Origin of the sequence: Actinoplanes sp. NPDC051346, assembly GCF_040682215.1 — a bacterium.
Taxonomy (GTDB): domain Bacteria; phylum Actinomycetota; class Actinomycetes; order Mycobacteriales; family Micromonosporaceae; genus Actinoplanes.
Genome location: NZ_JBFBAJ010000008.1, coordinates 64,462 through 86,968, shown reverse-complemented (window position 1 = coordinate 86,968; position 22,507 = coordinate 64,462). Strand labels below are relative to the sequence as shown.

Here is a 22,507-nt window from a genome sequence, read left to right as displayed (position 1 = left end):
ACGGAAGCTGCCCCGGCGCGTGATCCTCCGGCCAACCCGAACATGGGCGCCGGCCAGCGCCGCGCTCTCGTCGGCGCTTCTGCTGGCGTTGGCGTACTGGAATGTGGCGGATCTCGTTGTCCTGCAGGACCATCCGCTGCCGACGTTGATCTTCCTGCCCGCGATGTGGGTGATGCTCGCCGTGGCCGTAACGCTGCGGATCCCGTCCGACCGCCGCAGCCGCAGGACCACTACCCGCGTTTTCGGTGCCACCGGACTCGTCATGCTCTGCTCCGGCTGCCTCGGCTCGGCGGTCGCCTTCTTTGACGTCGGACCCTCGGGGCGGCATGCCGATCAGATCGATCACATGTCCTCGGCTGACGGCCGATACCAGGTCAAGGTGTTCCACTGGCAGGCAATGCTCGGCGAGGACGGCTGGGACGTCGTCATCCAGCGCCGAGACGGCCTCCGCGGCGTGGAAGCGTACGCGGGATGCCTCTACTCGGAGGCGTCCGGAAACTACAGCGGGGTCCAGTCGGTCGAAGCCGGCGCCGTGCGGATCGCCACCGACGAGGGCCCCATCTCCATCGTCTTCGACCCGAAGACCATGCACGTCACCCAACGTATCCCCGTGGACCTCTGCCCAGGGTACGACTGATCGTCAGCCGAACTGGCAAGGGCCGCCGGCCCAGCCACCGCGACGGAGCCGACGTTCTGCGAGCGGCAAGTGCGGTGCCTCCGCCGGGAGCGCTCAGGCATCTGGGGGCGACGGACGAGTCGGCCTGTACGCCGGATTTTGTCCGCGGCGATCGCTCGCCGCTGGGCGGTCATCCATCTCGGCCTGCCGTTGCCGACAGGCTCTTGCGGCCTACCCGCAGGCTTGGGCGAGCAGCCCTCGAACGCCTGCGCCGGCCCTTGCCTTGCGGCGCGGGCCTTTCTTGGCCTTGCTCCGGGTGGGGTTTACCGAGCCACCCCGGTCACCCGGGGTGCTGGTGGGCTCTTACCCCACCGTTTCACCCTTACCGGCTTGTCGCCGGCGGTCTGTTTTCTGTGGCACTTTCCCGCGGGTCACCCCGGGTTGCCGTTAGCAACCACCCTGCTCTGCGGAGTCCGGACGTTCCTCGGCGGCACCCGAAGGGGTGCCGACGCGACCGCCCAGCCGACTCGTCCGTCGCCGCCTCATCGTACCCGGGGTGGCGCGCCGTAGATTCTTTGCATCATGGATGTTGGTCAGGTTCTTCTGTTGGTCGCTGCCGGGGTGGCCGCCGGGGTGGTCAATGCTGTCGCCGGGGGCGGGTCGCTCATCACGTTTCCGAGTCTGCTCGGTATCGGTTTGCCGTCGGTTGACGCGAATGTCACGAACTCGGTGTCGGTTTTTCCCGGGTACGTGTCGAGCGTGGCCGGGAGTCGGGCGGATCTGGCCGGCCAGGGGCGGCGGGTGGCGGCGATCCTGCCGACGGCTGTGGTCGGCGGCGTCGGGGGGTGTGCGCTGCTGTTGGGGACGCCGGCTCGGGCTTTCGAGGTCGTTGTTCCTTTCCTCGTGCTGCTGGCGACGGCGACGCTGGCCTTTCAGGATCGGCTGCGGGCGCTGGTGGGGCACGCGCCGGGCGGGAGGGATCGCCGGGTGGCGCTGCATGTGGTCGTCTTCGTCGGGGCGGTCTACGGCGGCTACTTCGGCGCCGCGCTCGGTGTCATGTATGTGGCCGCTCTCGCGCTGGTGTTGGACGAGTCGTTGAACCGGATCAACGCGCTGAAGAATGTGCTGTCGGCCTGCGTCGGTCTTGTCACCGTCGTCGTCTTCGCGGTCTTCGCGTCGATCCATTGGGGAGCGGTGCTGGTCGTGGCGCCGGCCACCGTGGTCGGGGGGTATGCGGGTGCGCGACTCGCTCGCCGCCTGCCGGGGCAGACATTGAAGGCTGTCATCGTCACATTCGGCGCGGTGATCGGAGTGGTGCTGCTCTGGCGGGCGTTCCGGTGACAGAATGCCGACGACGAGGGAAGGACACATGGCGGAGAATGAGGCGGCGCTGGGGGTCATCGAGACCCAGGTCGCGATGATCGTCCGGCTCGGCGAGGCCACCCGGCGCAGTTCGGTGCGGCCGCATCGGGCGCTGGACCGGGCGGCGTACGTGATTCTGCGGCTGCTGCAGGAGTCCGGCCCGCAGAATGTGTCGGCCGTCGCCCATCGGCTCAATCTGGACGGTTCGACGGTGACCCGGCAGGTCGGCGCGATGTACCGGGACGGGTTGGTGGAGCGCAGCCCGGATCCCGAGGACGGGCGGGGCACGGTGATCGCCGCGACCACGCAGGGTCTGGCCCAGGTGGATGCGGTGAGCCAGGCCCGCCGCGAGCTCTATGACACGGTGCTCAAGGACTGGACGCCCCATGAGCGTAAAGAGCTCGCGGCGGTGCTGGAACGGCTGACGCGCGACATGGACACGTACATAAAGGGTCGCGGGACGCCCTAGGTCGACGAGCCGATCGCGTCCGGTGTGGTGCGGGTCTTCTCCAGGCGCGGATCGCCTTCGTCGGCGAAGTAGTCGTCCGGCGTTGTGCCGTCCACGCCCTCCGGTGTCTTCGTCGCGCGCAGGATCAGTGTGGCGATCACGGCGACCAGGATGTTGACCGCGACCGCGATGAAACCGACGTAGATCGTCCTGCGGGTGTCGAAGCCGAATTCGGCGAGCGGGAAGGCCGAGCCGCCGAAGTGCTTGCGTCCGGTCGCCGCGTTGGGAATCTGGTAGAGCATCCACATGCCCAGGCCCATGCCCGCGACCCAGCCGGCGATCAGGCCGCCGCGGTGCAGCCACCGGGTGTAGAGGCCGAGGGCGACCGCCGGACCGGTCTGCAGGATGATGATGCCGCCGATGAGTTGCAGGTCGATGGAGAACTGCGGGTCGAGGAAGATGATGCAGGCCACGGCGCCGACCTTGACCACCAGCGACGTGATTTTGGAGACGTTGGCCTCCTGGGCGGGGGTGGCGTCCTTGCGCAGGTATTCCTTGTAGATGTTGCGGGTGAACAGGTTCGCCGCCGCGATCGACATGATGGCCGCCGGGACCAGTGCGCCGATGCCGATGGCCGCGAACGCGACGCCGGTGAACCAGGCCGGGAACTGCTGGTCGAACAGCAGCGGCACGACCGTGTTGCTGTCCACGGTGCCGGGGTTGGTGCCGGGCAGTGGCTTCACTCCCGCCGAGATCGCCATGTAACCGAGCAGGGCGATCAGGCCGAGCAGCAGGCTGTACGCCGGCAGCGCCGACATGTTCCGCTTGATGACGTTGCGGTTCTTGCTCGCGAGCACGCCCGTGATGCTGTGCGGGTACAGGAACAGGGCCAGGGCGGAACCGAGGGCGAGGGTGACGTACTGGAGCTGGTTGTTGGCGTTGAGCGTGATCCCGTCGTTCGGCGACGGGGACGCCTGGAACTTGGCGTTCGCGTCGTCGAAGATGCTGCCCCAACCGCCGAGCTTGTAGGGCAGGTAGAGCACCGCCACCAGGATCACGATGTAGATCAGCGTGTCCTTGACGAACGCGATCAGGGCCGGGGCACGCAACCCCGACTGATATGTGTACGCGGCCAGAATCGCGAACGCCACGATGATCGGCGCGTGCCGGGCCAGCGCACTGTCGCCGGTCACCCCCATCGTCTTGAGCACGGCCTCGATGCCGACGAGCTGCAGCGCGATGTACGGCATGGTCGCCACGATGCCGGTGATCGCGACGAGCAGCGCGAGCGTCGGCGAGTCGAAGCGGGTGCGGACGAAGTCGGCCGGGGTCACGAAGCCGTGCCGGTGCGACACCGACCAGAGCCGGATCAGGATCAGGAAGAACAACGGATAGATGATCACGGTGTACGGCACCGCGAAGAACCCGGCCGCACCGGCACCGAAGATCAGCGCGGGCACCGCCACGAACGTGTACGCGGTGTAGAGGTCGCCGCCCACGAGGAACCACGTGATCCAGCCGCCGAAGCTGCGCCCGCCGAGCCCCCACTCGTCGAGGTGGGCCATGTCCTTGGGGGCGCGCCACTTGGCCGCCACGAAGCCCATTCCGCTGACCAGAAGGAACAGGGCCGTGAAGACGACGATCTCGGTGATGTGGTCACTCATCGCCGGCCTCCTTCGCCCGAGGGCGACGCGTCGCCAGGTAGACGGCGGACGTGGTGGCCACTCCGAGCAGGATGAACGCGAGCTGCACCCAGTAGAACGCCGGGAAGCCGAGGAGCCGCGGATCGTCGCGGTTGTAGAGCGGGGTCAGCAACGGTATGACGATCGGAATGACGAGCAGCCAGTTCCATGGGCTGCGGTCACTGCGGCCGGAACGCGCCGGTTCCGTCATGGTGGCACCTCCTCTTCGCCGGTATGCACGGCCATCGGCCGCAGGTTACCGAGGAGTGTCGTGCCGACGTCGGGCCAGAGATCTTGATGCGCCGAACGGCAACGGTGGTGCGCCGAACGGCACACCACCGTCATCGACGCAGTTCAGTACGGCCGGGACAGGCCGGCGGAGATCGTACGGGTCAGCGAGGCGTTCTCGTCATCGCCGTCCAGCGACCACATCATCGCCCCGCCCAGCCGCTTGGCCCGGATGTACGCCGTCTTCCGCGCGACCTGCGCGGGATCGTCGTACGTCCAGAAGGTAGTGCCGTCGAAGAGCCACGAGTGCCCGGCCCGCCAGTCACGATGGACGGTGAATCCCCGCGCGGGCAGGTTCTTGAGGACCTTCCAGTCCTCGGTGCCCACCGCGAACGTGCCCGGCGCACCGCCGGCGGCCGGGGCGAACAGCCCGTCGCCGCCGCCGGTCACGCCGGTCCAGCCCTGGCCGTAGTACGGAATGCCGAGCACGAGTTTGCGTGCCGGCGCGCCCAGTTGCCGCCACGCGTCGATGGCGACCTCTGCGGAAAAGTCGAGGTCGTCGGGTGCGCCGGCCGGCACGCGCAGGGCGGACTGCTGGTTCGTCCGCGACTCCCACGAGCCGTGGAAGTCGTAACCTTGCACCGTACCGAAATCGAGGTTTTTGAAGATCTCACACTCGAAGCCGGCCTCGATCTTCGCGGGCGCGGCCGGCAGGAACGCGGTCAGGTCGTAACGCTTTCTCGTGGTGCGCGACAGCCTGTCGAGCTGCTCGCGGAACTCGGCGGTGAGCAGCGTGAAGTTGCGCCGGTCCTCGGGACGGAAGACGTTGCCCGCGTTGCCAACGGAAGCCGGCCACTCCCAGTCGAGGTCGATGCCGTCGAAGATGCCGGCGGCGATCCCGGCGGGCAGGCCGGGCAGGTTGCCTTTGATCCACAGGTCCACGCAGGAGCCGACCAGCTTCCGGCGGGAGTCGTCGGTGAGGACGGCGTCGGAGAAGTGGGCCGAGCCGGTCCACCCGCCGAGCGAGATGAGCACCCGCAGGGCGGGATGGGCCGCCTTGAGCTCGGCGAGCTGGTGCAGGTTACCGGCGAGCGGTTGGCCTGGAACGTCTGCGACACCGTCCACGCTGCGCTCGGCGGAGAACAGCGTCTGCCAGTCGGCCCACGGGTCGGCCGAGTCGCAGACGCCGGCCGCCGTGACCGGGCCGAACGCGTAGTTGAGGTGGGTGAGCCGGGCGGCCGCACCCGACCGTTCCACCTTGGCGAGGGGGAAGTCGCGGCCGTAGATCCCCCACTGGGTGAAGTATCCGACCTTGACGGGCGGCTTTCCGCCGTGTGCCGCGGCCACGCCCGGAGCGGTGGCGAGGCCGACCAGGACGGTCGCGGCGACGGCGAGCAGGCGACGGGCGGATCCGCGCATGAGCCCTCCAGGGGCGAGCATTAAAGAAAGTTTCCTGATTGAGGAAGCTAAACGCCCGCACCCGGAGGGTCAAGACATCGATCTATCTAAGGTGCGCGGTCTCGTTCACCGACCGCACGGCGATGCCGCCGTCCGGCCACATGTCCACCGTGGAGACACCCGCCGCGTCGAGGAACAACCGGTGCAGGAACAGGTCGCTCGCGGCCAGCGCGTCGCGCAGGATCAGCTTGATCGGCGAGACGTGCGAAACCACCACAACCACCGACGACGGGTACGCGGACTGCAACGTCGCCAGCGCCCCACGCACCCGCTTCGACACCGCCTGGAACGACTCCCCGCCGGGCGGCGCGACGCTCGTCGACTCGAGCCACCGATCCAGCTCGTCGGGCCAGCGCTCGCGCACCTCGGCGAAGGTCAAACCCTCCCAGTCGCCGAAGTCGCACTCGATCAGTTCGGGCATCACGGTCACCGGGATGTTGCCCTGCTCGGCGGCGATGAGCTCGGCGGTGCGCGTACACCTCTGCAGGGGCGAGGAGACGACGGCCGTGACGTCGCGGCTGATGCCGGCCACCCGCGCGGCCGCGGCCATCGCCTGGGCCTCCCCCTCGTCGCAGAGCGGGACGTTGCCGCGGCCGGAGTAGCGGCCCTGCTTGGTGAGCGAGGTCTCGCCGTGGCGCACCAGGATCAGCCGGGTGGCGGCGTCCAGCGACGGGGGCGCCCAGCTCTTCGGCGGCGGCTTCGCCTCGGGCTCGATCACGTCCCGGACCGGCTTGCCCGCCGCCTCGTCCATCGCCCGGTTGGCCAGGGCGTCGGCGAGCTTGTTGCGCTCGCGCGGGATCCAGTCGAAGGTCACCGTCGTGAAGCCGCTCACCAGGGTGGCGGCCTCGGCGGCGAGCGGGCGCAACCCCGGGTGCTTGATCTGCCAGCGGCCGGACATCTGCTCGACGACCAGCTTGGAGTCCATCCGTACGTCGACCCGGGTAGCGCCGAGCTCGGCCGCGGCCCGCAGGCCCGCGATCAGCCCGGAGTACTCCGCCACGTTGTTGGTGGTGGTGCCCAGGGCTCCGGCCCGCTCCAGCAGGACGTCGCCGCTGTCCGGGTCACGCACCACGGCGCCGTACCCGGCGGGTCCGGGATTACCCCGCGACCCGCCGTCGGCCTCGACGACGACCCTCACAGTACTGATGATTCGCTCCCTCGTGCGGCGCCGTAAAGGCGACGTCCTGCCTCCGCTGCGCTCCGACAGAACGCCGCCGCGCCAACTCCGTCGCTCATAGGCCCGACTCCGCCGTGCGGACCATGATCCGTCGGCAGTCCTCGCAGCGCACCACCTCGTCGGCCGGAGCGGATTTCACCCGGCCGAGGTCCGCGCCGTACAGCTCGATGCGGCAGCCGCCGCAGCGACCGGAGCGGAACAGCGCGGCGCCGAGCCCGGTGTCCTCCCGGATCTTGTCGTAGAGCTTGATCAGATCCGCCGGCAGGTCCGCGGCGAGCGGCGCCCGGGCCTGGGTCTTGAACTCCTGCTCCTTGCCGATCTCCGCGTACGCCTCGTCGCGCCGCGACTCGGCCGCCGCCCGGCGCTCGGCCGCCGCGGCGATCCGCTTCTTGACCTCGTTGAGGGTCTGCTCCGCGGTCTCCCGGCGCTCCATGAGCTCGAGCTCGGCGTCCTCGAGCTCGGACTGGCGGCGGTTCAGCGTCGCCAGCTCGTGCTGCAGGCCCTCGATCTCGCGCAGTGCGCCGCCGGCCGCGAGCCGGACCTGATCGCGGTCCTTACGGGTGCGTACCTGCTCGATGTCCTTCTCGAAGCGGGCGATGTCGCGGTCCAGATCGTCCACGGCGACCTGGGCCCGGACCCGCTCGTCCTCGAGGGCGGACAGCTCGCGCGAGATCGTCTCGATCTCGGCGAGCTCGGGCAGCGAGCGGCGGCGGTGCGCCAGCTGGTTGAGCGCGGTGTCGATGCCCTGCAGGTCGAGCAGGCGACGCTGGGCTTCGGGGGCGGCCTTCACAGATGGTTCTCCTTGTCTGAGCTGACCGCGTGCACGGTCCAGGGGTCGGTGTCGAGGTCGGACACGAGCGCGGTGACGCCGAACTGCGCGCGCAGCCATCCGGCCACCTCGTCGAGCCAGGGCCGTTCGCTCGCCCAGTGGGCGACGTCGAGCAGGGCGGGCCCGCCGGCGGCGAGGTGCTCGCTCGCGGGATGGTGGCGCAGATCGGCACACAGGTACGCGTCGGCGCCGGCGGCCGTGGCGTCACGCAGGAACGAGTCGCCCGCTCCCCCGGACACGGCGAGCGTACGCACGACGCGGTTGGGGTCGCCGGCGGCTCGCACGCCCGCGGCGGTGGCCGGCAGCCGGCGAGCGACGAAGTCGGCGAGCTCCGCCAGCCGCATCGGGGTGGCCAGCTCCCCCACCCGGCCGACGCCGCGGCCCCCACCCGCGGCCGGACTGCCAGGCGCGGCCGGCACCAGCGGGCGCGGCAGCACGAGGTCCAGCCGGGCGGCGAGAGCGTCACTGACCCCGGGATTGGCGACATCGGCATTGGTGTGAGCGACATAAAGGGCGATGTCGGCCTTGATCAGCCGGTGCACGATCCGACCCTTGTAAGTATCCGGCGCGACCGACGAAACACCCTTGAGCAGCAACGGATGATGCGCCACGATCATGCCGGCGCCGGCCTCCACCGCCTCCTCGACCGTCTCCGGCACGCAGTCGACGACGCAGAGGATCGTCTCGACCGGGCAGTCGAAGTCGCCGAGAACCGGGCCCACCCGGTCCCACTGCTCGGCCCAGGCGCGCGGATATCGGGCGTCGAGGGCGGCCACGACCTCACGGACGGTGGGTGGGGCGAGGACGGAGTCGGTCACGGCCGCCAACTCTACCCAGCCTCGGGAGCGGGCCCAGCCCTCAGAGGGGTGTCGCTCCGGGTCACGGCCGCCCCTGAGCTCAACGCAGCCTCGGGAGCGGGCCCAGCCCTCAGAGGGGTGTCGCTCCGGGTCACGGCCGCCCCTGAGCTCAACGCAGCCTCGGGAGCGGGCCCGGCCCTCAGAGGGGTGTCGCCCCGGGTCACGGCCGCCCCTGAGCTCGTCGCGGCGCTAGGAGCGGGCTCCGGGTTCGACTCGGGTTTCGGTGTCGAACCGGGTGTGCAGCGCCTGCAGTGCCCGGCGCCAGGGAAACTGGCTGCGGAAACGGTCGTTCTGGCCGGGGCCGCCGAGCCGGACGACATCGTCGCCGTGCAGGACCTGCACGCCCCAATTGCGAAGCTTCGCGATGCTGTCGTGCAGGGCGGGGTGCATCGCCATGACCTTGTTCGTGTACGGCACCACGACCGTCGGGATGCCGAAGCCGTACCCCTCGACCAGCAGGCCGAGCACGAGCGTGTCGGTGATGCCGGCCGCCCACTTGTTGACCGTGTTCACCGTCGCGGGAGCCACGATCATCGCGTCGGCCGGCGGGAGCAGATCGTCGTCACCGGGGTTCTTGTAGTAGCTGCGTACGGGATGCCCGGTCTGGGCGTGCAGAGCGGCCGCGTCGATGAACTTGCGTCCGTCGGGGGTGGTGATCACGCAGACCTCCCAGCCGTCCCGCTGGGCCAGGTCCACGAGAACGCCCACGTCCCGGGCGATCGGCGAGCCGCACACCAGGACGTAAAGTACACCCGGTGCGGTATTGGCGCTTATCACCGCAGAATCCACCTCATACGCCGACTCCCATCTGTTCGGCCAGCTCCGCGATGGGTGCCGGCGGGGTGCCCCGGGTGCGTCGCAGCACGTCGGAGATGACCTCGTGGGCCAGCGGCCGGCAGCGGATCTCGGAGGGGGCGAGCCGATCACCCTCCAACAGCATCTCACTCGCCTTCTCCACGTCGCCAAGCTGCGTGTATCCGCGCGCGATGTCCAGGTAGTGGTGCGCACGCCGCTCGGGCAGCATCGCGGCGAACGCCGCCAGATCGATCTTCAGATGTGTCTCGATCGCCTTGCCGCCATCCCCCAGCTCGACCGCCGCCGCGGCGCGGTGCAGCTCCACATTGGTGGGCCCGAAGGACGTCCAGTAATAGTTGAAGTCGCCGCCGAGCGCACCAGCCGCCTGCTCCGCGCCGTTCACGAGGTCACGCACAGTAGCGCTGTCGCCGATACGCGCCGCCGCCATCGCGCCGGTGAGCAACAGCAGCCCGTACACGGAAAGTCGTTCCGGGGTGGCCGCCTCCGGTGTCATCGGCGCGAGCCGGTTGGCGATGTTGACGTTGACCTCCAGCGCCGAGCGCACGCGGCCCAGCGAGAGCAGCGCCATGCCGACCCGGTGACTCGCCATCCCGGCGAGCAGCTGGTCGCCGGCCCGCTGCGACACCGCGATGGAACGGTCCGCGGCCAGCCAGGACAGCTCGTGCTCGCCAACCTTGCGCAGCGCCGACGAGGCGATCTGGTAGACCTGCCCGAGCAGGTGCGCGGCGTCGCGGGCCTCGTCACCGCTGGCGTGCGCACTGTCCGCCGCTTGTGCGTCCCGCAGCAGCTGGGGAAGCTTGCGCGCCAGCACGCCGTACTTCGCGTGCTGGTAGGTCAGCCAGGCGTGGCTGACCGCTTTGCGCATCTCCGTCAGCGGCGGCGCCTGCGGAACGGGATGGAAGAACGCGCTCATCTGGTCATATCGCTCGAGCGCGGCGCGAATTTCCTCGACCTCGACCTGGTCGATGCAGTTCTGCGTCTCCGGCCGCCGCTCGACGTCCTTGCCCAGCAGCAGCTGGACGTCGATGGCGAGCACGTCGGCGATCTCGTAGACGACGGAGAACTTGTCGAGCCGGCGGACTCCCCGCTCCACCTTGTCGACCCAGCTCTTGGACTTGCCCAACCGGTCAGCGAAGACCTGCTGGGACATCTTGCGCCGGCCGCGCCAGTAGGCGACTCGACGGCCGATCGGCAGCTCGTCCACGGTGCCTCCCCAAACTCACCCGGCGACCCCCGCCGGTGAGCACCCGGTGTTTCACTGCGCAGTGTGGACCTCACTCGTCTGTGCAGGTCGCACAGCCTGTGTGATCGTCTGCCCACCGTTGCTCGTAGTTTCTCATGCAACTTGCAATGCGTGATCTGACCGAACCAACGAAGCGTGTCGTGCTTGGTGACGGCAACTCTGGCTGATATAGCGGCGGGAGTCGGCGAATCGGGGGTATTCCGACCATGCAGTGGAGCATCCAACAGCCGATCGGCCCATGGGCCACGATCGATCGGCTGCGCCTGCGCCGGGCGGCTTTGCGCTACGCCGCCCGCGGCTGGGCGGTGACGCCCGGCGCCTACCTGTCCGGCGACCGCTTCACCTGCGGCCGTGCCGGCTGCCCGGTCACGGGGTGCCACCCCGCGATCGAGTACTGGGAGGACGACGCCGCCACGGATCCCGAGCGGATCGCCCGGTGGTGGCGGCACCGCCCGTACACAGTGCTGCTGGCCACGGGGTGGAGCTTCGACGCCCTCGAGGTCCCCGCGCCCGTCGGCCTGCGGGTCCTCGGCGCGGTCCGGCTGCACACGGACGTCATCGGCCCGGAACGCGGCGACGCCCGAGGCCCGGTCATGATCACCCCGACCGGCCAGTGGCTGTTCCTGGTGCGCCCCGGCGAGCAACTGCGCCCCGAACTGGCGTCCTGTCTGGACATCCTGTGCCACGGTCGAGGCTCCTGGATCCCGGCCGCGCCGAGCCGCACGCCACAGGGGCCGGTGCGCTGGGCCGTCGCCCCGGAGCACACCGGCTGGCACCTGCCCGCCTCCGCCACCGTCCAGGCCATGCTGATGGAAGCGCTCGACGCACTCGGCCGCCGACCACAACGGAGAGTCACCGCCACCGTGCCACGCCAGGTGTCCACGGCCCGCCGAGCGGCATGATTTCTCTGTTGCGGACGCCGTCCTGCGATCCGCTGCCGCCGGGCCCCTGAGCCTGGCAGCGGATGGTAGCTGGGCATTGCCGGGGGCACGCATGTCAGCAGCCAACGTATGTGTCTACTTGGCAGTAGACCAGTCACCCATACGGGTGAAGGCGTAATTACGCTGAGTTTTGGGGCGTGCTGGGCCGGGCACGGACGTGCATCCGCTCGCCTTGCGGTCCGAAAATTGTCAGGATCTCGACAGGGGCGCCGGCCTTTCCCGCCCGGGCGTTCCCTGTCGCGATCTCTTCCGCTGCATCTTCTCGCGCTTCTGCCGCTTCCGCCTCGCCAACTTGTCTCTCGGCTGCGGAAGCATGTCTCGCGGCCCCGGCTGCGGGAGCTTGCCTCGCGGCCCCGGCTGCGCTGCCGAACCAGTGCGGGATGCGCGTGTCGAACTCGGCGGCCTCCCCCGCCGGCAGGATCAGGTCGTGGTCTCCGAGGACGATGCGCAGGCGGCCCGAGAGCACGTAGAGCCACTCGTACCCCTCATGGGTCTGCGGGTCCGGCTCCTGCGGCGGACCCGCGGGAATGAGGATCTTGAACGCCTGCAGCCCGGTCGCCTGCCGGCTGAGCGGGATGATCGTCTGACCGTTGCGGTGTTTGATCGGCCGCGCGTAGATCCGCGGATCACCGGTCGCCGGGGCGCCGACAAGCTCGTCGAGTGGCACCCGGTAGGCCTGAGCGAGCGGCAGCAGCAACTCCAACGTCGCCCGGCGCTGCCCGGACTCCAGCCGCGAAAGGGTGCTGACCGAGATGCCGGTGATGTCAGACAGAGCGGCAAGGGTGGTTTCGTGTTCCCGGCGCAATGCCCGCAACCGGGGCCCGACCGCGGCGAGCACATCATCATTTGCCGTCACGGCAAATCACCTTGCCATTTAGACCGGTGCAAACGCCAGCTATTCCCCCTGCGCGACGATCCGTCCGGACAATCCGTCCGGGACAATCCGTCGCGGCGATCCGTCCGGGAGGATCCGTCCGGCGATCAACCCGAGTGGGCGGCGTTGCGGGCCTGCAGCACGACTGGGGGTGTCCCGTCGCGGGGTGTCCCGTCGCGGGGTGTCCCGTCGCGGGGTGTCCCGTCGCGGGGTGTCCCGTCGCGGGGTGTCCCGTCGCGGGTGTCCGCCGCAGGTGTCCGCCGGCGGTCAGCGCTCGTGGTCGGCGGCGAGTTCGCGATAGGCGGAGATCACCGCGGCGGTCCGCTCGGCCAGTTCCGGGCCGGAGTCGGCGGGCGCCGAGCCGGCAAGGGTCAGCCGCGAAATCGCCAGCTCCGCCTCCCGGGCCGTCTGGCCGACCCGTTGCTCACGGATGAGGTCCTCCCCCGCGAGCGCGGCGGCGTTGATGCTGGCCAGGATGCGGTTGGCCGCGGAGGCCGTCGAACGCCACAGACCCTCGACCCGCAGCCGCTGCTCGGCCAAGGCCTGCACGGCCGGGCTGTCAGCGGGCAGATTGTGCAGGGCGGCGGCGCCGAGCTCCTCGCGCAGCCGGCGGATCTGCTGCCGCCGGTTCATGATCGCGGCAAGCTCGCGAAGGGCGGCGGTGAGGCTGCGGTCGGCCTCATCCGGATCAATCATGCGCCGCAGCTCGGGCCAGGTCCCCCGCACCCGCCGCGCAACCTCCAGCGCCCGCCCGTAGGCGGCCCGCTCCTCGGCGGCATGCAGCACGAACGAATCGTCGCCCCGCGGAAGAGCAAGCGTGCCCTTCCGCGCCGCCCGCCCCTGCTGGACGCTGACGAACGACACCAGAGCGAGCGACCCGGCGGCCGCGATCCACCACGGGATACCCAGCGCGCTGAGGACGGCGCAGAGCACGAGCAACGCCAGCGAAAGCTGCGAGGAAAACCGCACCCGCACCTCCCGGCTACGCCCGCTCGGCGGCACCGGCACGACCTCGGTGAGCGAACCCCGCCGCTCCCGCCGAGCGCGCCCGGTCCGCATCCGGATCGGGTACGGCGAAACGACGATCTTCTCGTGGTCGGCCCCGACGAACAGGCCCTGGAGTCCGGTCACGTCGCACCCCTTCCGGCCCGCTGCCCTGGTAGCCGAACGGACCCGGCCGCCGAGGGGGTACGGCCGGGCCCGCTCACCCGCGGAGCCGTCCGCAGGTGCCAGAAGGATCGGGTGTGGGCAACCCGACTTGAGCCGGGCCAGGGTGCAGCGCGGGTGCACCCTGAACTGCGAACTTCAGGCCCCACTCGATCCCCGAGGCAAGGCGAAGGCCTGGCCCTCAACATGAGGCACGCGGCTCGCTGCGCCACGTGGGCGGCGACCCAGCACTGAGCCCAGTGAGGCACGGCTGCCGCGCCAGCTCGGGCGGCAACCCAGCAATAGACCTCAAGGTGAGGCACGCGAGTGCCGCGCCACCGCGGCGACCCAGCGCTGACCCTCAGCTGAGGCACGCGAGTGCCGCGCCACCTCGGGCGCCGACCCAGCGCTGACCCTCAAGCTGAGGCACGTGGCTGCCGCGCCACCTCGGGCGGCGGCCCAGCGCTGACCCTCAAGGTGGGGCACACGCTGGCTCCCAGGATGTCGAGAAAAGGCCCTCTGTTCCGTCCCACGACGACCGCCCCGAACCACCGGCGCGGCGCGTGAACGGAGGAAGCCCGTGAAATACCTGCTCACGGTCGACTATCGCGGCGGCACCACCGATCTCCCGATGCCCGAGTGGAAGCCGGAGGAGATCAAAGCACACCTGGACTACCACGCCGCGCTCCACCGGGAGCTCGCGGCGAACGGCGAACACGTCGATGGGCACATGCTCACCGATCCCGAGCTCGCCAAGGTGGTCACCTCGGACGGGACGGTGCCGGTGGCCACCGACGGCCCGTTCGCGGGGGCCAAGGAGATGTTGGCCGGCTTCCAGCTCATCGACGTCGACTCGGAGGCCCGGGCGATCGAAATCGCCGGCCGCGTCTCCCAGGCCCCAGGTCCGGGTGGCACACCCCTGCGGCAACCGATCGGAGTCCGCCGAGTAATGAGCACCACCGACGCCGAACCCCTGTAACAACCCCTGCCTATTCGAAGACGCGGAAGATGAATCGCTCGTTCCAGCCTCGTCCCGCGTCGGTCGCCTCGATGTCTTCGAGCGTCCGTAGGTAACGGTCGTAGAGGTTGATGCCGAGAGCCATCCGCAGGCTGCCCGCGTAGATCCACACCAGCTGGAGTGGACGGGGGTCTCCGGTCGCGAGTCGCTGGCCCAGGTCCTCCAGGTCGTGACGGTAGTAGGGCCCATAGCCGAGCGCACCGGCCAGCCGCCGGTGCAGGTCCGCCTCGTCGAGAATGAACCGGCCGTCGATGACCACGTTCATCGTGCCAGCCTCCCGTCGCCGGTCGACACCTAACGCCTGATCAACGACCCAGACCGCGCGTTCTTGGGAAGTGGCGGGCGTCTCGCGGACTGTGCCCTCACCGGGGTGCGGGAAAACACCGCCAGGCGACACCGACACGTCCGGGCGGCGGCGAGCGGGAACCTGCACGCCCACCATGCCCCGGAACCGAACCGACACTCGATCCAGTGCGCGTCCGGGCCGACCGCCCGGCCAGCCGGTCAAGCGGCCAGCCGGTCAAGCGGCCAGCCGGTCAAGCGGCCAGCCGGGCGGTCGGGCATCATTCAGCCGGGTCAGGCAGCCGGCCGTTCGCAGCCAGCCGGTCCGCCTGGCAGGCGGGTGAAGAGGCAACCAGCCGATCCGCCGCCAGCCAGGTGAAGAGGCAACCAGCCGGCCCGCCCCCGGCCAAGTGAAGAGGCAACCAGCCGGTCGGTCTGGCGGACAACTGGGAACCAGGCGGACAGACAGCCAGCCCGATCGGTCAGGCAGCCAGGCGGACGGCGGAGCGAGCGGCCAGGCGTCACAAGGCCGCCGTCGGCACCTCCTCCTTCGCCGGGGTGTCGCTGGAGCGATATCGCAATTCGGTGTCCGATGCCGCCTCGCCGAGGATTTCCAGCCGAGCCCGGATACCGCCTCGGCTGCGGCCGAACTCGTCCATCAGGTCGCGCTCGGATGCCCCCTCGCGGTAGCGGGCCACCAGGCGTTCGTCGTCCTCGGTGGACCAGCGGACGCCGCGGTTGGGATGGCGCCTGGGTTTCCGCCCGGCCGTTCGCAGGGTGCCGCGCCTAGCGCGTAGGGCTGCCAGGCCCGTCAGGGTCGAGGTGAGAGCGTCGGTCACGGCGGGGAGGTCGGCCGGCGAGATCCCTCCGCTGAGCTCGCTCACCACCTCTCCGGCGGGGCCCCAGCCCGTGACCGCCAGTCTGACGCGGTCGTCACCCGTACCCGACGCGGTTAGGTGGTAGGTGTTGTCGCCCGACAGGAAGTGCCGGTCGAGCTGCGTGTGGGGGCGCCGGTCAAGGTCCGGTGGGTATTCGTTGGTATCCATGGGACGACCGTAGGGCGAGGGTCCGACACTTTTCGGCGGGGCCTGGTGCTCCTGTCGCCTCCGCGACACCCTTACGCGATAGCTCGGCGCTGGAGCCGCTGATCGAGAACCCGCAATCCCGGCCCGCCCAGGTCGCTGAATGCCGCCGTGCGCCCGCACATCGCCATCATCAGTGCCTCCGCTGGGCCGGCGATCAGCGGTCCCACGCCGGAGAACCAGTCGAGGTCGGAGGCTTCGAAACGCAGTCCGGCCAGGCGTCGTTTCGGGGCGAAGCCGTACGCCCGCCCGCTGGTCAGGAACTCCAGCGACGCCAGCAGCCGGTCGGGCCGCAGGCCGTGGTCCAGGCCCAGCGGACGGCGCATGTCCTGGCCGTGCACCTGTAGGTCGGTGAGCTGACCCGCGTACCCGACGACAGGGGGTTTGAAGGGGTTGTCCGCGTTGTCGCGCAGGGTTTGGGCGAGCTCCGCGGCCGGGCGCTCGGCCGTCAGCACCGCCAGCTGCGCGTTCGCACGGTGCAGGCGGAAGCGGTTGCGGGCCAGCAACGGCAGCAACGGCAGCAAGGGTACGGGCGGCTTGGCAAGCACGGCGACGAGGTGTCCGGCCACCTCCTTGACCGTCCATTCGCCGCAGAGGCTCGGCTTGTCGAGCTGCCCCGGTTCCAGCGAGTCGAGCAGGTCGGCGACGCGTCGGCGCTCGTCGGCGATGGCGGCACGAATATCCACGGCGCAAGGCTAGCGGTTGGTCGGCGCCGGTTTGCCTAGGTAGCCGTGGATCCCTCCGCCGTGCGGGCCCTCATGCCCCGCCATGCGGGCCCTCATGCCCCGCCATGCGGGCCCTCACGCCCCGGCGGTGCGGCCCTCATGGCCCGATGCAACGGCGGTGATCGAGCCGACTGACGGGGCGTCGCAACGCCGACAGGGCGCATCGCAGCCCAGCGCACCTATCGTCATCCCACGTGGCCGCGCTCATCCTCGCCGTCGCGGGCCTGACACTCTCGGGCGCCGACAGCCGACCGCCTTCAGCTCGTCGTCATTGATCCGCTGTTGTGATCTCATCCGGTGATTCATCGTTGCTGTCAACCGGCCTGGCCACGGCGGCGGCGGTGCCCTTCGCCCACTTGCGGAGCGCGGGGGCGTGCCGTCTTCGCCGGCATGTTGGCGCTGTTCACCCTCGCGGTTGGCGGCGTGAGCATCTACATCCTTCTCTAGACATCAACATTTCCTGCCGAGCAGCGCCAGAATCGCCTCGAGGGTGTCGGCGCCGGCGGGCACCGGCAGGCCAGGCGCGAAGGCCGCGTCCGGTGCTCGACGAGCCGGCCCGTCCGGCACGGCGCGAGCGATGAGCAGCGCCGCGTCGAGCACGGCGGGTGAGGCCTGGTAGGCCGTGCCGATGGTGGCCGCGACGTCCCACCCGTGCACCACGTAATCCACGAGGTGGAATCCGATGGCGCGTCTGCCGGAAACGGCGCGTCCCAGATCGGGCAGGAAGAAGTCGCGCTCCAGCACACCTTCGGCGGCGAAGGCTTCCAGGACGTCCTCGGCGGCTGCCGCGTACGCCCGTACCGGATCGTCCTGGTCGATCGGCTGCCACGCCGCCGGGTCGTCGCCGCGGCCCTGTGCGGCGGCCGAGAACCCGCGGTGCTGCACGGTCATGTGCGTCAGCAGGGCCCGTAGATCCCAGTCGGCGCACGGCGTGGACCGGGACAGATCGGAGACGGTGACCTTGCCGACCACGTCCACGCTGCCGCGGACGGCGGCCGCGTCGAGCTCTCGCACGTCATCGATCATATGCATTCGCTTACTATATGCATGCGCTTACAATAGGGGTCATGGAGAACAGGGCCGATCTCGGCGCCATGGTGATGCGACTGGGAAGGCGGATCCTGGCGATGGAGCGGCCGATCCTCGCGGCCCACGCCATCTCCATGTGGGGCTACATCGTGCTGACCGCGCTGCATGACCGCCCGATGCGCACGCAGGCCGCGCTGGCCGCCGGCATCGGCGCGGACAAGACCCGTCTCATCGCCGTGCTCGACGACCTGCAGCGGCGCGAGCTCATCGAGCGCGAGCCCGACCCCGCCGACCGCCGGGTGCGCCTGCTCCGCCTCACCGAGGCCGGCCGCCTACTGCAGCAGAGGATCCAGGCCGACATCCGGACCGCGGAGGATCAACTGCTCGGCACGCTTCAGGAATCGGACCGTACGGCTTTGCTTACGGCACTCGCGGCCCTCCACACCGAAGGGCCCGGGATCTAGGCGGTTTCCGATCCTGAGGGAATTCGCTCCAGTGTGGCGGGATCGTGCTCACCGTTGTAGTACTTGTCGAGAACGGCCTGGAAAACCGTGGCATCATCCGCGGCCCGGGCGAACAGCGTCATCGACGACCGCAGCTTCATATCGTCGGGATACCCCAGGATCTGCCGGGCATCGCGGCTTTCCACCGCCAGCAGCGCGCGTGCGCATTCCACCAAACGCGGCCCGAGTACGGGGTGCGCCAGATAGGCGCGCGCCTCGGCGAGATCGCGGATCGCGTACGTCCGCGCGGTCTGGCTGAAACCGAGCCCGGCGATCTGCGGGAACACGAACCACATCCAATGGCTGCGCTTGTCCCCCGCCCGCAGTTCGGCGAGCGCCCGATCGTAAATCGCGTCCTGTGCCGACACGAACCGTCCCAGATCGTCGTCCCGCCCCATGATCTCCCCCTCTTCACGAATCCGTGGTGACCAATTGGGCGCCGAAGGCAAACCCGGCCTCCGCGAGCGCGACGAGCCGCAGTTCCCGCCAGATCTTCCAATCGTCCTGGCGCAACACCCGCGTCTCGATCATCCCGTGAGGCTGCCGCAGTTACCGGCATGGGACAACCCAATAGTTGGCCCTCAATCCATGAGGGAATCTCGGACGGGAATGCGAAGACGGCGGGCGCCGATGACCTCGGTGCCCGCCGTTCGTGCTGGCCAGAGACGTGGGCGCGGCAGGTTTCGAACCTGCGACCCCTCGCTTGTAAGGCGAGTGCTCTCCCACTGAGCTACGCGCCCGGCCCCGCAACTGCCGGAGTGGTCATCCTACCCGGTCAGCCGACCACCTCAGCCAGCGCCTTCCGCCACGCTTCCTGGTCGCGCCGGTCGCCCGGGCCGTACTGCTCGGCGAAGCGGACGACCCCCGCTTTGTCGATGACGAAGGTCCCCCGGTTGGCGAAACCGGCCTCCTCGTTAAAGATTCCGTACGCCTGGGCCACGCCGCCGTGGGGCCAGAAGTCGGCCAGGAGGGGGAAGTCGTAGCCTTCCTTCTCCGCCCAGATCTTGTGGCTGTAGGCGGAGTCGACGCTGACGGTCAGGACCTGGACGTCGTCGTTGGCGTACGCCGGGAGGTTTTCCTTGATCTCGGCTAGTTCGCCCTGGCAGGTGCCGGTGAAGGCCAGGGGGTAGAAGACCAGCAGCACCGCCTTGCGGCCGCGGAAGTCCGCGAGGGTGACTTCCTGGTTGTTCTGGTCCTTGAGGGTGAAGTTCGGAGCCTCGGCGCCCGCATCGATCAACATCCGGTAACCATAAACGGACGTGCTTCTAGGCCGCGCGGCGGCGGGTCCGCGCGGCGGGCGGCCGCGATGGGTCAGCGGCGAGTACTGGCTTCGTTACTTCTTCTTGGCTCCGCGTGGGGACACCAGCCTGGCCGCGGTCCAGTCCTTGCCGGCGTTCACCGTGGAGGTCTGCTGAAGGCCTGCCGTCGGTGCGCTCTCGCTGACCTCGCTCGGTTCGACGTGGCCGTCGCGGCCCGCCTTCGGGGTCAGGAGCCACACCACGCCAGTGTCTGCGAGCGGGCCCAGTGCATCCGTGAGCAGTTCGAACAGGTCACCGTCGCCGTCGCGATACCAGAGTAGTACCGCGTCGACCACCTCGTCGGTGTCCTCGTCGACCAAATCGCCCACGCGTTCGGTCAGGGCGTCACGGAGATCCTCGTCGACATCGTCGTCGTAGCCCATCTCCATGACCACCATGTTCGGCTCGAGGCCGAACCGGTCCGCCAGGCTGCGTACGCCGTCGGCCTGACCAGCGGTCGCGCTCACTGTCTAATTCCTCCTTGCTGTTGAGGACATTCTGTGGGGGTAGTCCACACACTCGGGGGCCTACGCGCAAGTGGCGCACCGGGTGTGTGGCAATTTACCGCGCCAGCAGGGCGTGGGCACCCTGTGTGATGGCATCTTCCCCGATCAGGACGTGGCGCGCTGCCGGACCGGGTGGAACGAGCGAGTCGGCGGCGGCGATTCGGCGGGCCGCGCCGACGAAACCGCCGTCCACCAGGGCCGCGAGGATTCCCTCGCCGACCCCTCCCGACCTCCTTGTTTCGTCGGCGATGAGGACCCGGCCGGTCGCCGACGCCTCGCGGAGCAGGTCGGCCGCCGGCAGCGGGTTCAGCCAGCGCAGGTCCACTACGCGGGATCCGTACCCGTCGGCGGCGAGGCGGGCCGCGACCCGCAGGGACATCCGGACACCGTTGCCGAAGGTGAGAATGGTCAGGTCCTCGGCGGACCCGAACGGATACGTCCGGGCGCGGCCGATCGGGAGGTGCGCGGCGGCCCACTGCGTTGGCGGAGCGTACGGCGCCAGCCACTCCTCGTCGCCCTGCTGGAACAGGTCGCGGCAGTGGTAGAGCGCGAGCGGCTCCAGAAACACGCTGACCGTGCCGTCGACGGCCGCCGCGGCCAGGCAGGAGCGCAGCATCGGCGCCGCGTCGGCCGCGCGGGCGGGCACGGCCAGGACCAGTCCGGGTACGTCGCGCAGCACGGCGACCGAGTTGTCGTTGGGGAAGTGGCCGCCGAAGCCCTCCGGCCGGGCGAGCCCGGCGACCCGCACGACCATGGGGTTTCGGAATGCCCCCTGCGAGAAGAACGACATCGTGGCGGCCTCGGCGCGCAGCTGGTCCTCGGCGCTGTGCAGGTGGGCGAGGTACGGGATCTCCGGGATCGGGAGCATCCCCGCCACCGCGGCGCCGAGGCCCAGGCCCAGGATGGACGTCTCGTCGGGGACGGTGTCGAAGACGCGGTCGGCGCCGAAGCGGTCGCGGAGGTGCCGGGTGATGCCGTGTGCGCCGCCCTTGGACGCGACGTCCTCGCCGTACACGAAGGCGCCCGGGAGGGCGAGCAGCGCGTCGGTGAGGGTGGCGTTGAGCGTCTCGCCGAGGGTGAGCGGACCGCCCTGTTCGGGCAGTTTGCCGTCGAAGGCCCGGGCGCGCGCCGCGGAGCCGGCACCGCTCGCCCGGGTCGCGGTGTCGGCGACGTGCCGGGCGACGCGCAGCGGGCGCCGGGGTGCGAGCGGCGCGACGATCTGGGCCGTGCCGGCGAGCTTGGGTTCGCCGATGACCTCCTCGGCGATCTTGCGCACCTGCCAGCCCAGCTCGTCGTAGCGGGCGAGCAGTTCCTCGCCCGTGGCGAAGCCGCCGGTGACCAGCAGGCGGGCGGTGCCGATCAGCGGGTCCCGGTCCAGGTCGGGGGTGGCGTCCTCGGGGCGGCCGTCCGCGCCGGCGTGTCCCAGGAGGCGGACCATGCTCAGGTGCAGCACGGCGGGCCGGCGGTGTTCGCGCACCCAGTCCACGGCCGCCCGCGCGGTGTCGTACGCGGCCGCCGTGTCGCATCCGTCGGCGGCGAGGTAGCGCAGGCCGGGGCGGGCGCGCAGGGTTTCGGCGACCCAGCCGGGCGGCGACGCGACGCTGCCGCCGTTGTCCTCGCAGACGAGCAGCAGCGGCAGGCGCCGGCCGGTGTGCGTATGCCAGCCGATCGTGTTGAGGGCGGCGGTCGCCGCGGCGTGGTTGACGGACACGTCGCCGAAGGAGGCGACCGCGATGGCGTCGGCGGGCCAGGGCGTCTCGATGCCGCGCCATTCGGGGACCGTGCTGATGGCGTACGCGATCCCAACGGCGCGCGGCAGGTGCGCGGCCGACGGCGACGTGCTGGGGATGATCCGCAGGTCGGCGCGGCCGAAGAGCTGATGCCGGCCGCCGGCGAGCGGTTCGGCGGCCGACGCCACGACGCCGCGCAGCACGTCCCGGGCCGCTTCCGTCAGCGGGTCCGGGGAGTCCTCGGGCGGGGAGACCCGGGCGGCGCGGACACAGTAGAACGCTCCGGAACGCCTGTGGAGCAGCGCCGGATCGTCCGGGCGCAGGGCCGCGGCGAGGGCCGCGTTTCCCTCGTGGCCTGACGAGCCGATCGCCGAGAAGCCCTCGTTGAAGCCACGCAGCCAGCGCGCGGCGAGGTCGAGGTGGCGGCTGGTCGATTGGGCGTCGAACAATTCGCGGGCGCGGGCACCGGTGAGCGTGGAACCGTCGCGCACCGGGTCGTCGCCGGGCCGGGCGAGGCCCGGGGTCCCGCTCGGCCGCAGCGCCGAGACGGCGTCGCGGAAACGCTCGTCGAGGTTCTGCGGGGTGGTCACGCGACCCAGCATCGCCGACCCCGGCCGGCCCCGCCACCGCACGCCGCGGCGGGTGATGCCGCGCGAA

General features: G+C 70.2%; 23 protein-coding genes, 1 tRNA gene, 1 other RNA gene and 1 pseudogene. 6 read left to right on the top strand and 20 right to left on the bottom strand.

What is annotated here, in order from left to right; genetic code table 11:
• The first annotated feature begins 19 nt into the window (after nucleotides 1–19).
• Nucleotides 20–637: a hypothetical protein gene (locus AB0M36_RS20815; protein WP_364159851.1), complete on the top strand. Its 618-nt coding sequence runs from the start codon at nucleotides 20–22 to the stop codon at nucleotides 635–637.
• 111 nt (nucleotides 638–748) lie between these two features.
• On the opposite strand, the gene rnpB is transcribed toward AB0M36_RS20815, so the two are convergent.
• An RNA gene (rnpB, locus tag AB0M36_RS20810) (RNase P RNA component class A) lies at nucleotides 749–1,146 on the bottom strand.
• A 52-nt stretch (nucleotides 1,147–1,198) separates the two neighbouring features.
• Here rnpB and AB0M36_RS20805 point away from each other — a divergent pair.
• Complete coding sequence (locus tag AB0M36_RS20805) at nucleotides 1,199–1,957, top strand: sulfite exporter TauE/SafE family protein (RefSeq protein WP_364159849.1); 759 nt, start codon at nucleotides 1,199–1,201, stop codon at nucleotides 1,955–1,957.
• 28 nt (nucleotides 1,958–1,985) lie between these two features.
• Nucleotides 1,986–2,447, top strand: coding sequence for a MarR family transcriptional regulator (locus tag AB0M36_RS20800; RefSeq protein WP_364159847.1), 462 nt, complete (start codon nucleotides 1,986–1,988; stop codon nucleotides 2,445–2,447).
• Here the strand turns inward: AB0M36_RS20800 and mctP are convergent.
• The 8 genes from mctP to AB0M36_RS20760 all read right to left on the bottom strand — a co-directional run bounded on the left by mctP (nucleotide 2,444) and on the right by AB0M36_RS20760 (nucleotide 10,677).
• The gene (gene mctP, locus AB0M36_RS20795; RefSeq protein ID WP_364159845.1) at nucleotides 2,444–4,090 is read right to left on the bottom strand and encodes a monocarboxylate uptake permease MctP; all 1,647 of its coding nucleotides are present in this window, start codon (nucleotides 4,088–4,090) and stop codon (nucleotides 2,444–2,446) included. The genes AB0M36_RS20800 and mctP overlap by 4 nt on opposite strands.
• Nucleotides 4,083–4,319, bottom strand: a complete 237-nt coding sequence (locus AB0M36_RS20790) for a DUF3311 domain-containing protein (RefSeq protein ID WP_364159843.1) — start codon at nucleotides 4,317–4,319, stop codon at nucleotides 4,083–4,085. Before AB0M36_RS20790 ends, mctP begins: the two co-directional genes overlap by 8 nt.
• Before the next feature lie 143 nt (nucleotides 4,320–4,462).
• On the bottom strand, nucleotides 4,463–5,755 hold the full coding sequence (locus AB0M36_RS20785) for a glycoside hydrolase family 18 protein (RefSeq protein ID WP_364159841.1): 1,293 nt from the start codon (nucleotides 5,753–5,755) through the stop codon (nucleotides 4,463–4,465).
• Between the two features lie 82 nt (nucleotides 5,756–5,837).
• A complete protein-coding gene (locus AB0M36_RS20780; protein WP_364160393.1) occupies nucleotides 5,838–6,941 on the bottom strand; it encodes a bifunctional RNase H/acid phosphatase in 1,104 nt (367 codons plus the stop codon).
• Between the two features lie 85 nt (nucleotides 6,942–7,026).
• Complete coding sequence (locus AB0M36_RS20775; protein ID WP_364159839.1) at nucleotides 7,027–7,761, bottom strand: C4-type zinc ribbon domain-containing protein; 735 nt, start codon at nucleotides 7,759–7,761, stop codon at nucleotides 7,027–7,029.
• Nucleotides 7,758–8,618 (bottom strand): Nif3-like dinuclear metal center hexameric protein, encoded by an 861-nt coding sequence (locus AB0M36_RS20770; protein ID WP_364159837.1) that lies wholly within the window; start codon nucleotides 8,616–8,618, stop codon nucleotides 7,758–7,760. The genes AB0M36_RS20775 and AB0M36_RS20770 overlap by 4 nt, the downstream gene beginning before the upstream one ends.
• Before the next feature lie 228 nt (nucleotides 8,619–8,846).
• Complete coding sequence (locus tag AB0M36_RS20765) at nucleotides 8,847–9,434, bottom strand: flavoprotein (protein WP_364160392.1); 588 nt, start codon at nucleotides 9,432–9,434, stop codon at nucleotides 8,847–8,849.
• Nucleotides 9,435–9,447: 13 nt separating this feature from the next.
• On the bottom strand, nucleotides 9,448–10,677 hold the full coding sequence (locus AB0M36_RS20760; RefSeq protein WP_364159836.1) for a helix-turn-helix domain-containing protein: 1,230 nt from the start codon (nucleotides 10,675–10,677) through the stop codon (nucleotides 9,448–9,450).
• Between the two features lie 245 nt (nucleotides 10,678–10,922).
• Here AB0M36_RS20760 and AB0M36_RS20755 point away from each other — a divergent pair, with 245 nt between their 5' ends.
• Nucleotides 10,923–11,618: a bifunctional DNA primase/polymerase gene (locus AB0M36_RS20755; RefSeq protein WP_364159834.1), complete on the top strand. Its 696-nt coding sequence runs from the start codon at nucleotides 10,923–10,925 to the stop codon at nucleotides 11,616–11,618.
• A gap of 406 nt (nucleotides 11,619–12,024) precedes the next feature.
• On the opposite strand, the pseudogene AB0M36_RS20750 reads toward AB0M36_RS20755, so the two are convergent.
• Both AB0M36_RS20750 and AB0M36_RS20745 read right to left on the bottom strand, forming a co-directional pair.
• A pseudogene (locus AB0M36_RS20750) lies at nucleotides 12,025–12,513 on the bottom strand (XRE family transcriptional regulator); the annotation flags it as partial.
• Between the two features lie 285 nt (nucleotides 12,514–12,798).
• Nucleotides 12,799–13,662 carry a hypothetical protein gene (locus AB0M36_RS20745; RefSeq protein WP_364159832.1) on the bottom strand — a complete coding sequence of 288 codons (864 nt, stop codon included), beginning with the start codon at nucleotides 13,660–13,662 and terminating at the stop codon, nucleotides 12,799–12,801.
• A 595-nt stretch (nucleotides 13,663–14,257) separates the two neighbouring features.
• On the opposite strand from AB0M36_RS20745, the gene AB0M36_RS20740 reads away from it, so the two are divergent.
• The gene (locus AB0M36_RS20740) at nucleotides 14,258–14,656 is read left to right on the top strand and encodes a YciI family protein (protein WP_364159830.1); all 399 of its coding nucleotides are present in this window, start codon (nucleotides 14,258–14,260) and stop codon (nucleotides 14,654–14,656) included.
• A 10-nt stretch (nucleotides 14,657–14,666) separates the two neighbouring features.
• Here AB0M36_RS20740 and AB0M36_RS20735 read toward each other — a convergent pair whose 3' ends face one another.
• The 4 genes from AB0M36_RS20735 to AB0M36_RS20720 all read right to left on the bottom strand — a co-directional run bounded on the left by AB0M36_RS20735 (nucleotide 14,667) and on the right by AB0M36_RS20720 (nucleotide 17,816).
• On the bottom strand, nucleotides 14,667–14,960 hold the full coding sequence (locus AB0M36_RS20735; RefSeq protein WP_364159828.1) for a barstar family protein: 294 nt from the start codon (nucleotides 14,958–14,960) through the stop codon (nucleotides 14,667–14,669).
• 538 nt (nucleotides 14,961–15,498) lie between these two features.
• Nucleotides 15,499–16,023, bottom strand: a complete 525-nt coding sequence (locus AB0M36_RS20730) for a hypothetical protein (protein ID WP_364159826.1) — start codon at nucleotides 16,021–16,023, stop codon at nucleotides 15,499–15,501.
• A 71-nt stretch (nucleotides 16,024–16,094) separates the two neighbouring features.
• Nucleotides 16,095–16,745 (bottom strand): maleylpyruvate isomerase family mycothiol-dependent enzyme, encoded by a 651-nt coding sequence (locus AB0M36_RS20725; protein WP_364159824.1) that lies wholly within the window; start codon nucleotides 16,743–16,745, stop codon nucleotides 16,095–16,097.
• Between the two features lie 489 nt (nucleotides 16,746–17,234).
• The gene (locus AB0M36_RS20720; protein ID WP_364159822.1) at nucleotides 17,235–17,816 is read right to left on the bottom strand and encodes a TIGR03086 family metal-binding protein; all 582 of its coding nucleotides are present in this window, start codon (nucleotides 17,814–17,816) and stop codon (nucleotides 17,235–17,237) included.
• Between the two features lie 35 nt (nucleotides 17,817–17,851).
• Between AB0M36_RS20720 and AB0M36_RS20715 the strand changes: the two genes are divergently transcribed.
• A complete protein-coding gene (locus tag AB0M36_RS20715; RefSeq protein WP_364159820.1) occupies nucleotides 17,852–18,277 on the top strand; it encodes a MarR family transcriptional regulator in 426 nt (141 codons plus the stop codon).
• Here the strand turns inward: AB0M36_RS20715 and AB0M36_RS20710 are convergent.
• The 5 genes from AB0M36_RS20710 to AB0M36_RS20690 all read right to left on the bottom strand — a co-directional run bounded on the left by AB0M36_RS20710 (nucleotide 18,274) and on the right by AB0M36_RS20690 (nucleotide 22,452).
• On the bottom strand, nucleotides 18,274–18,714 hold the full coding sequence (locus AB0M36_RS20710) for a DUF1810 domain-containing protein (RefSeq protein WP_364159818.1): 441 nt from the start codon (nucleotides 18,712–18,714) through the stop codon (nucleotides 18,274–18,276). The genes AB0M36_RS20715 and AB0M36_RS20710 overlap by 4 nt on opposite strands.
• 270 nt (nucleotides 18,715–18,984) lie before the next feature.
• Nucleotides 18,985–19,056: transfer RNA gene (locus tag AB0M36_RS20705), tRNA-Val, on the bottom strand.
• A 35-nt stretch (nucleotides 19,057–19,091) separates the two neighbouring features.
• Nucleotides 19,092–19,556, bottom strand: coding sequence for a peroxiredoxin (locus AB0M36_RS20700; RefSeq protein WP_364159816.1), 465 nt, complete (start codon nucleotides 19,554–19,556; stop codon nucleotides 19,092–19,094).
• A 93-nt stretch (nucleotides 19,557–19,649) separates the two neighbouring features.
• Nucleotides 19,650–20,081 carry a DUF3052 domain-containing protein gene (locus AB0M36_RS20695; RefSeq protein WP_364159814.1) on the bottom strand — a complete coding sequence of 144 codons (432 nt, stop codon included), beginning with the start codon at nucleotides 20,079–20,081 and terminating at the stop codon, nucleotides 19,650–19,652.
• Nucleotides 20,082–20,175: 94 nt separating this feature from the next.
• Entirely contained in the window at nucleotides 20,176–22,452 is a 2,277-nt protein-coding gene (locus AB0M36_RS20690; protein WP_364159812.1) for a transketolase C-terminal domain-containing protein, read from the bottom strand.
• Between the last annotated feature and the right edge of the window lie 55 nt (nucleotides 22,453–22,507).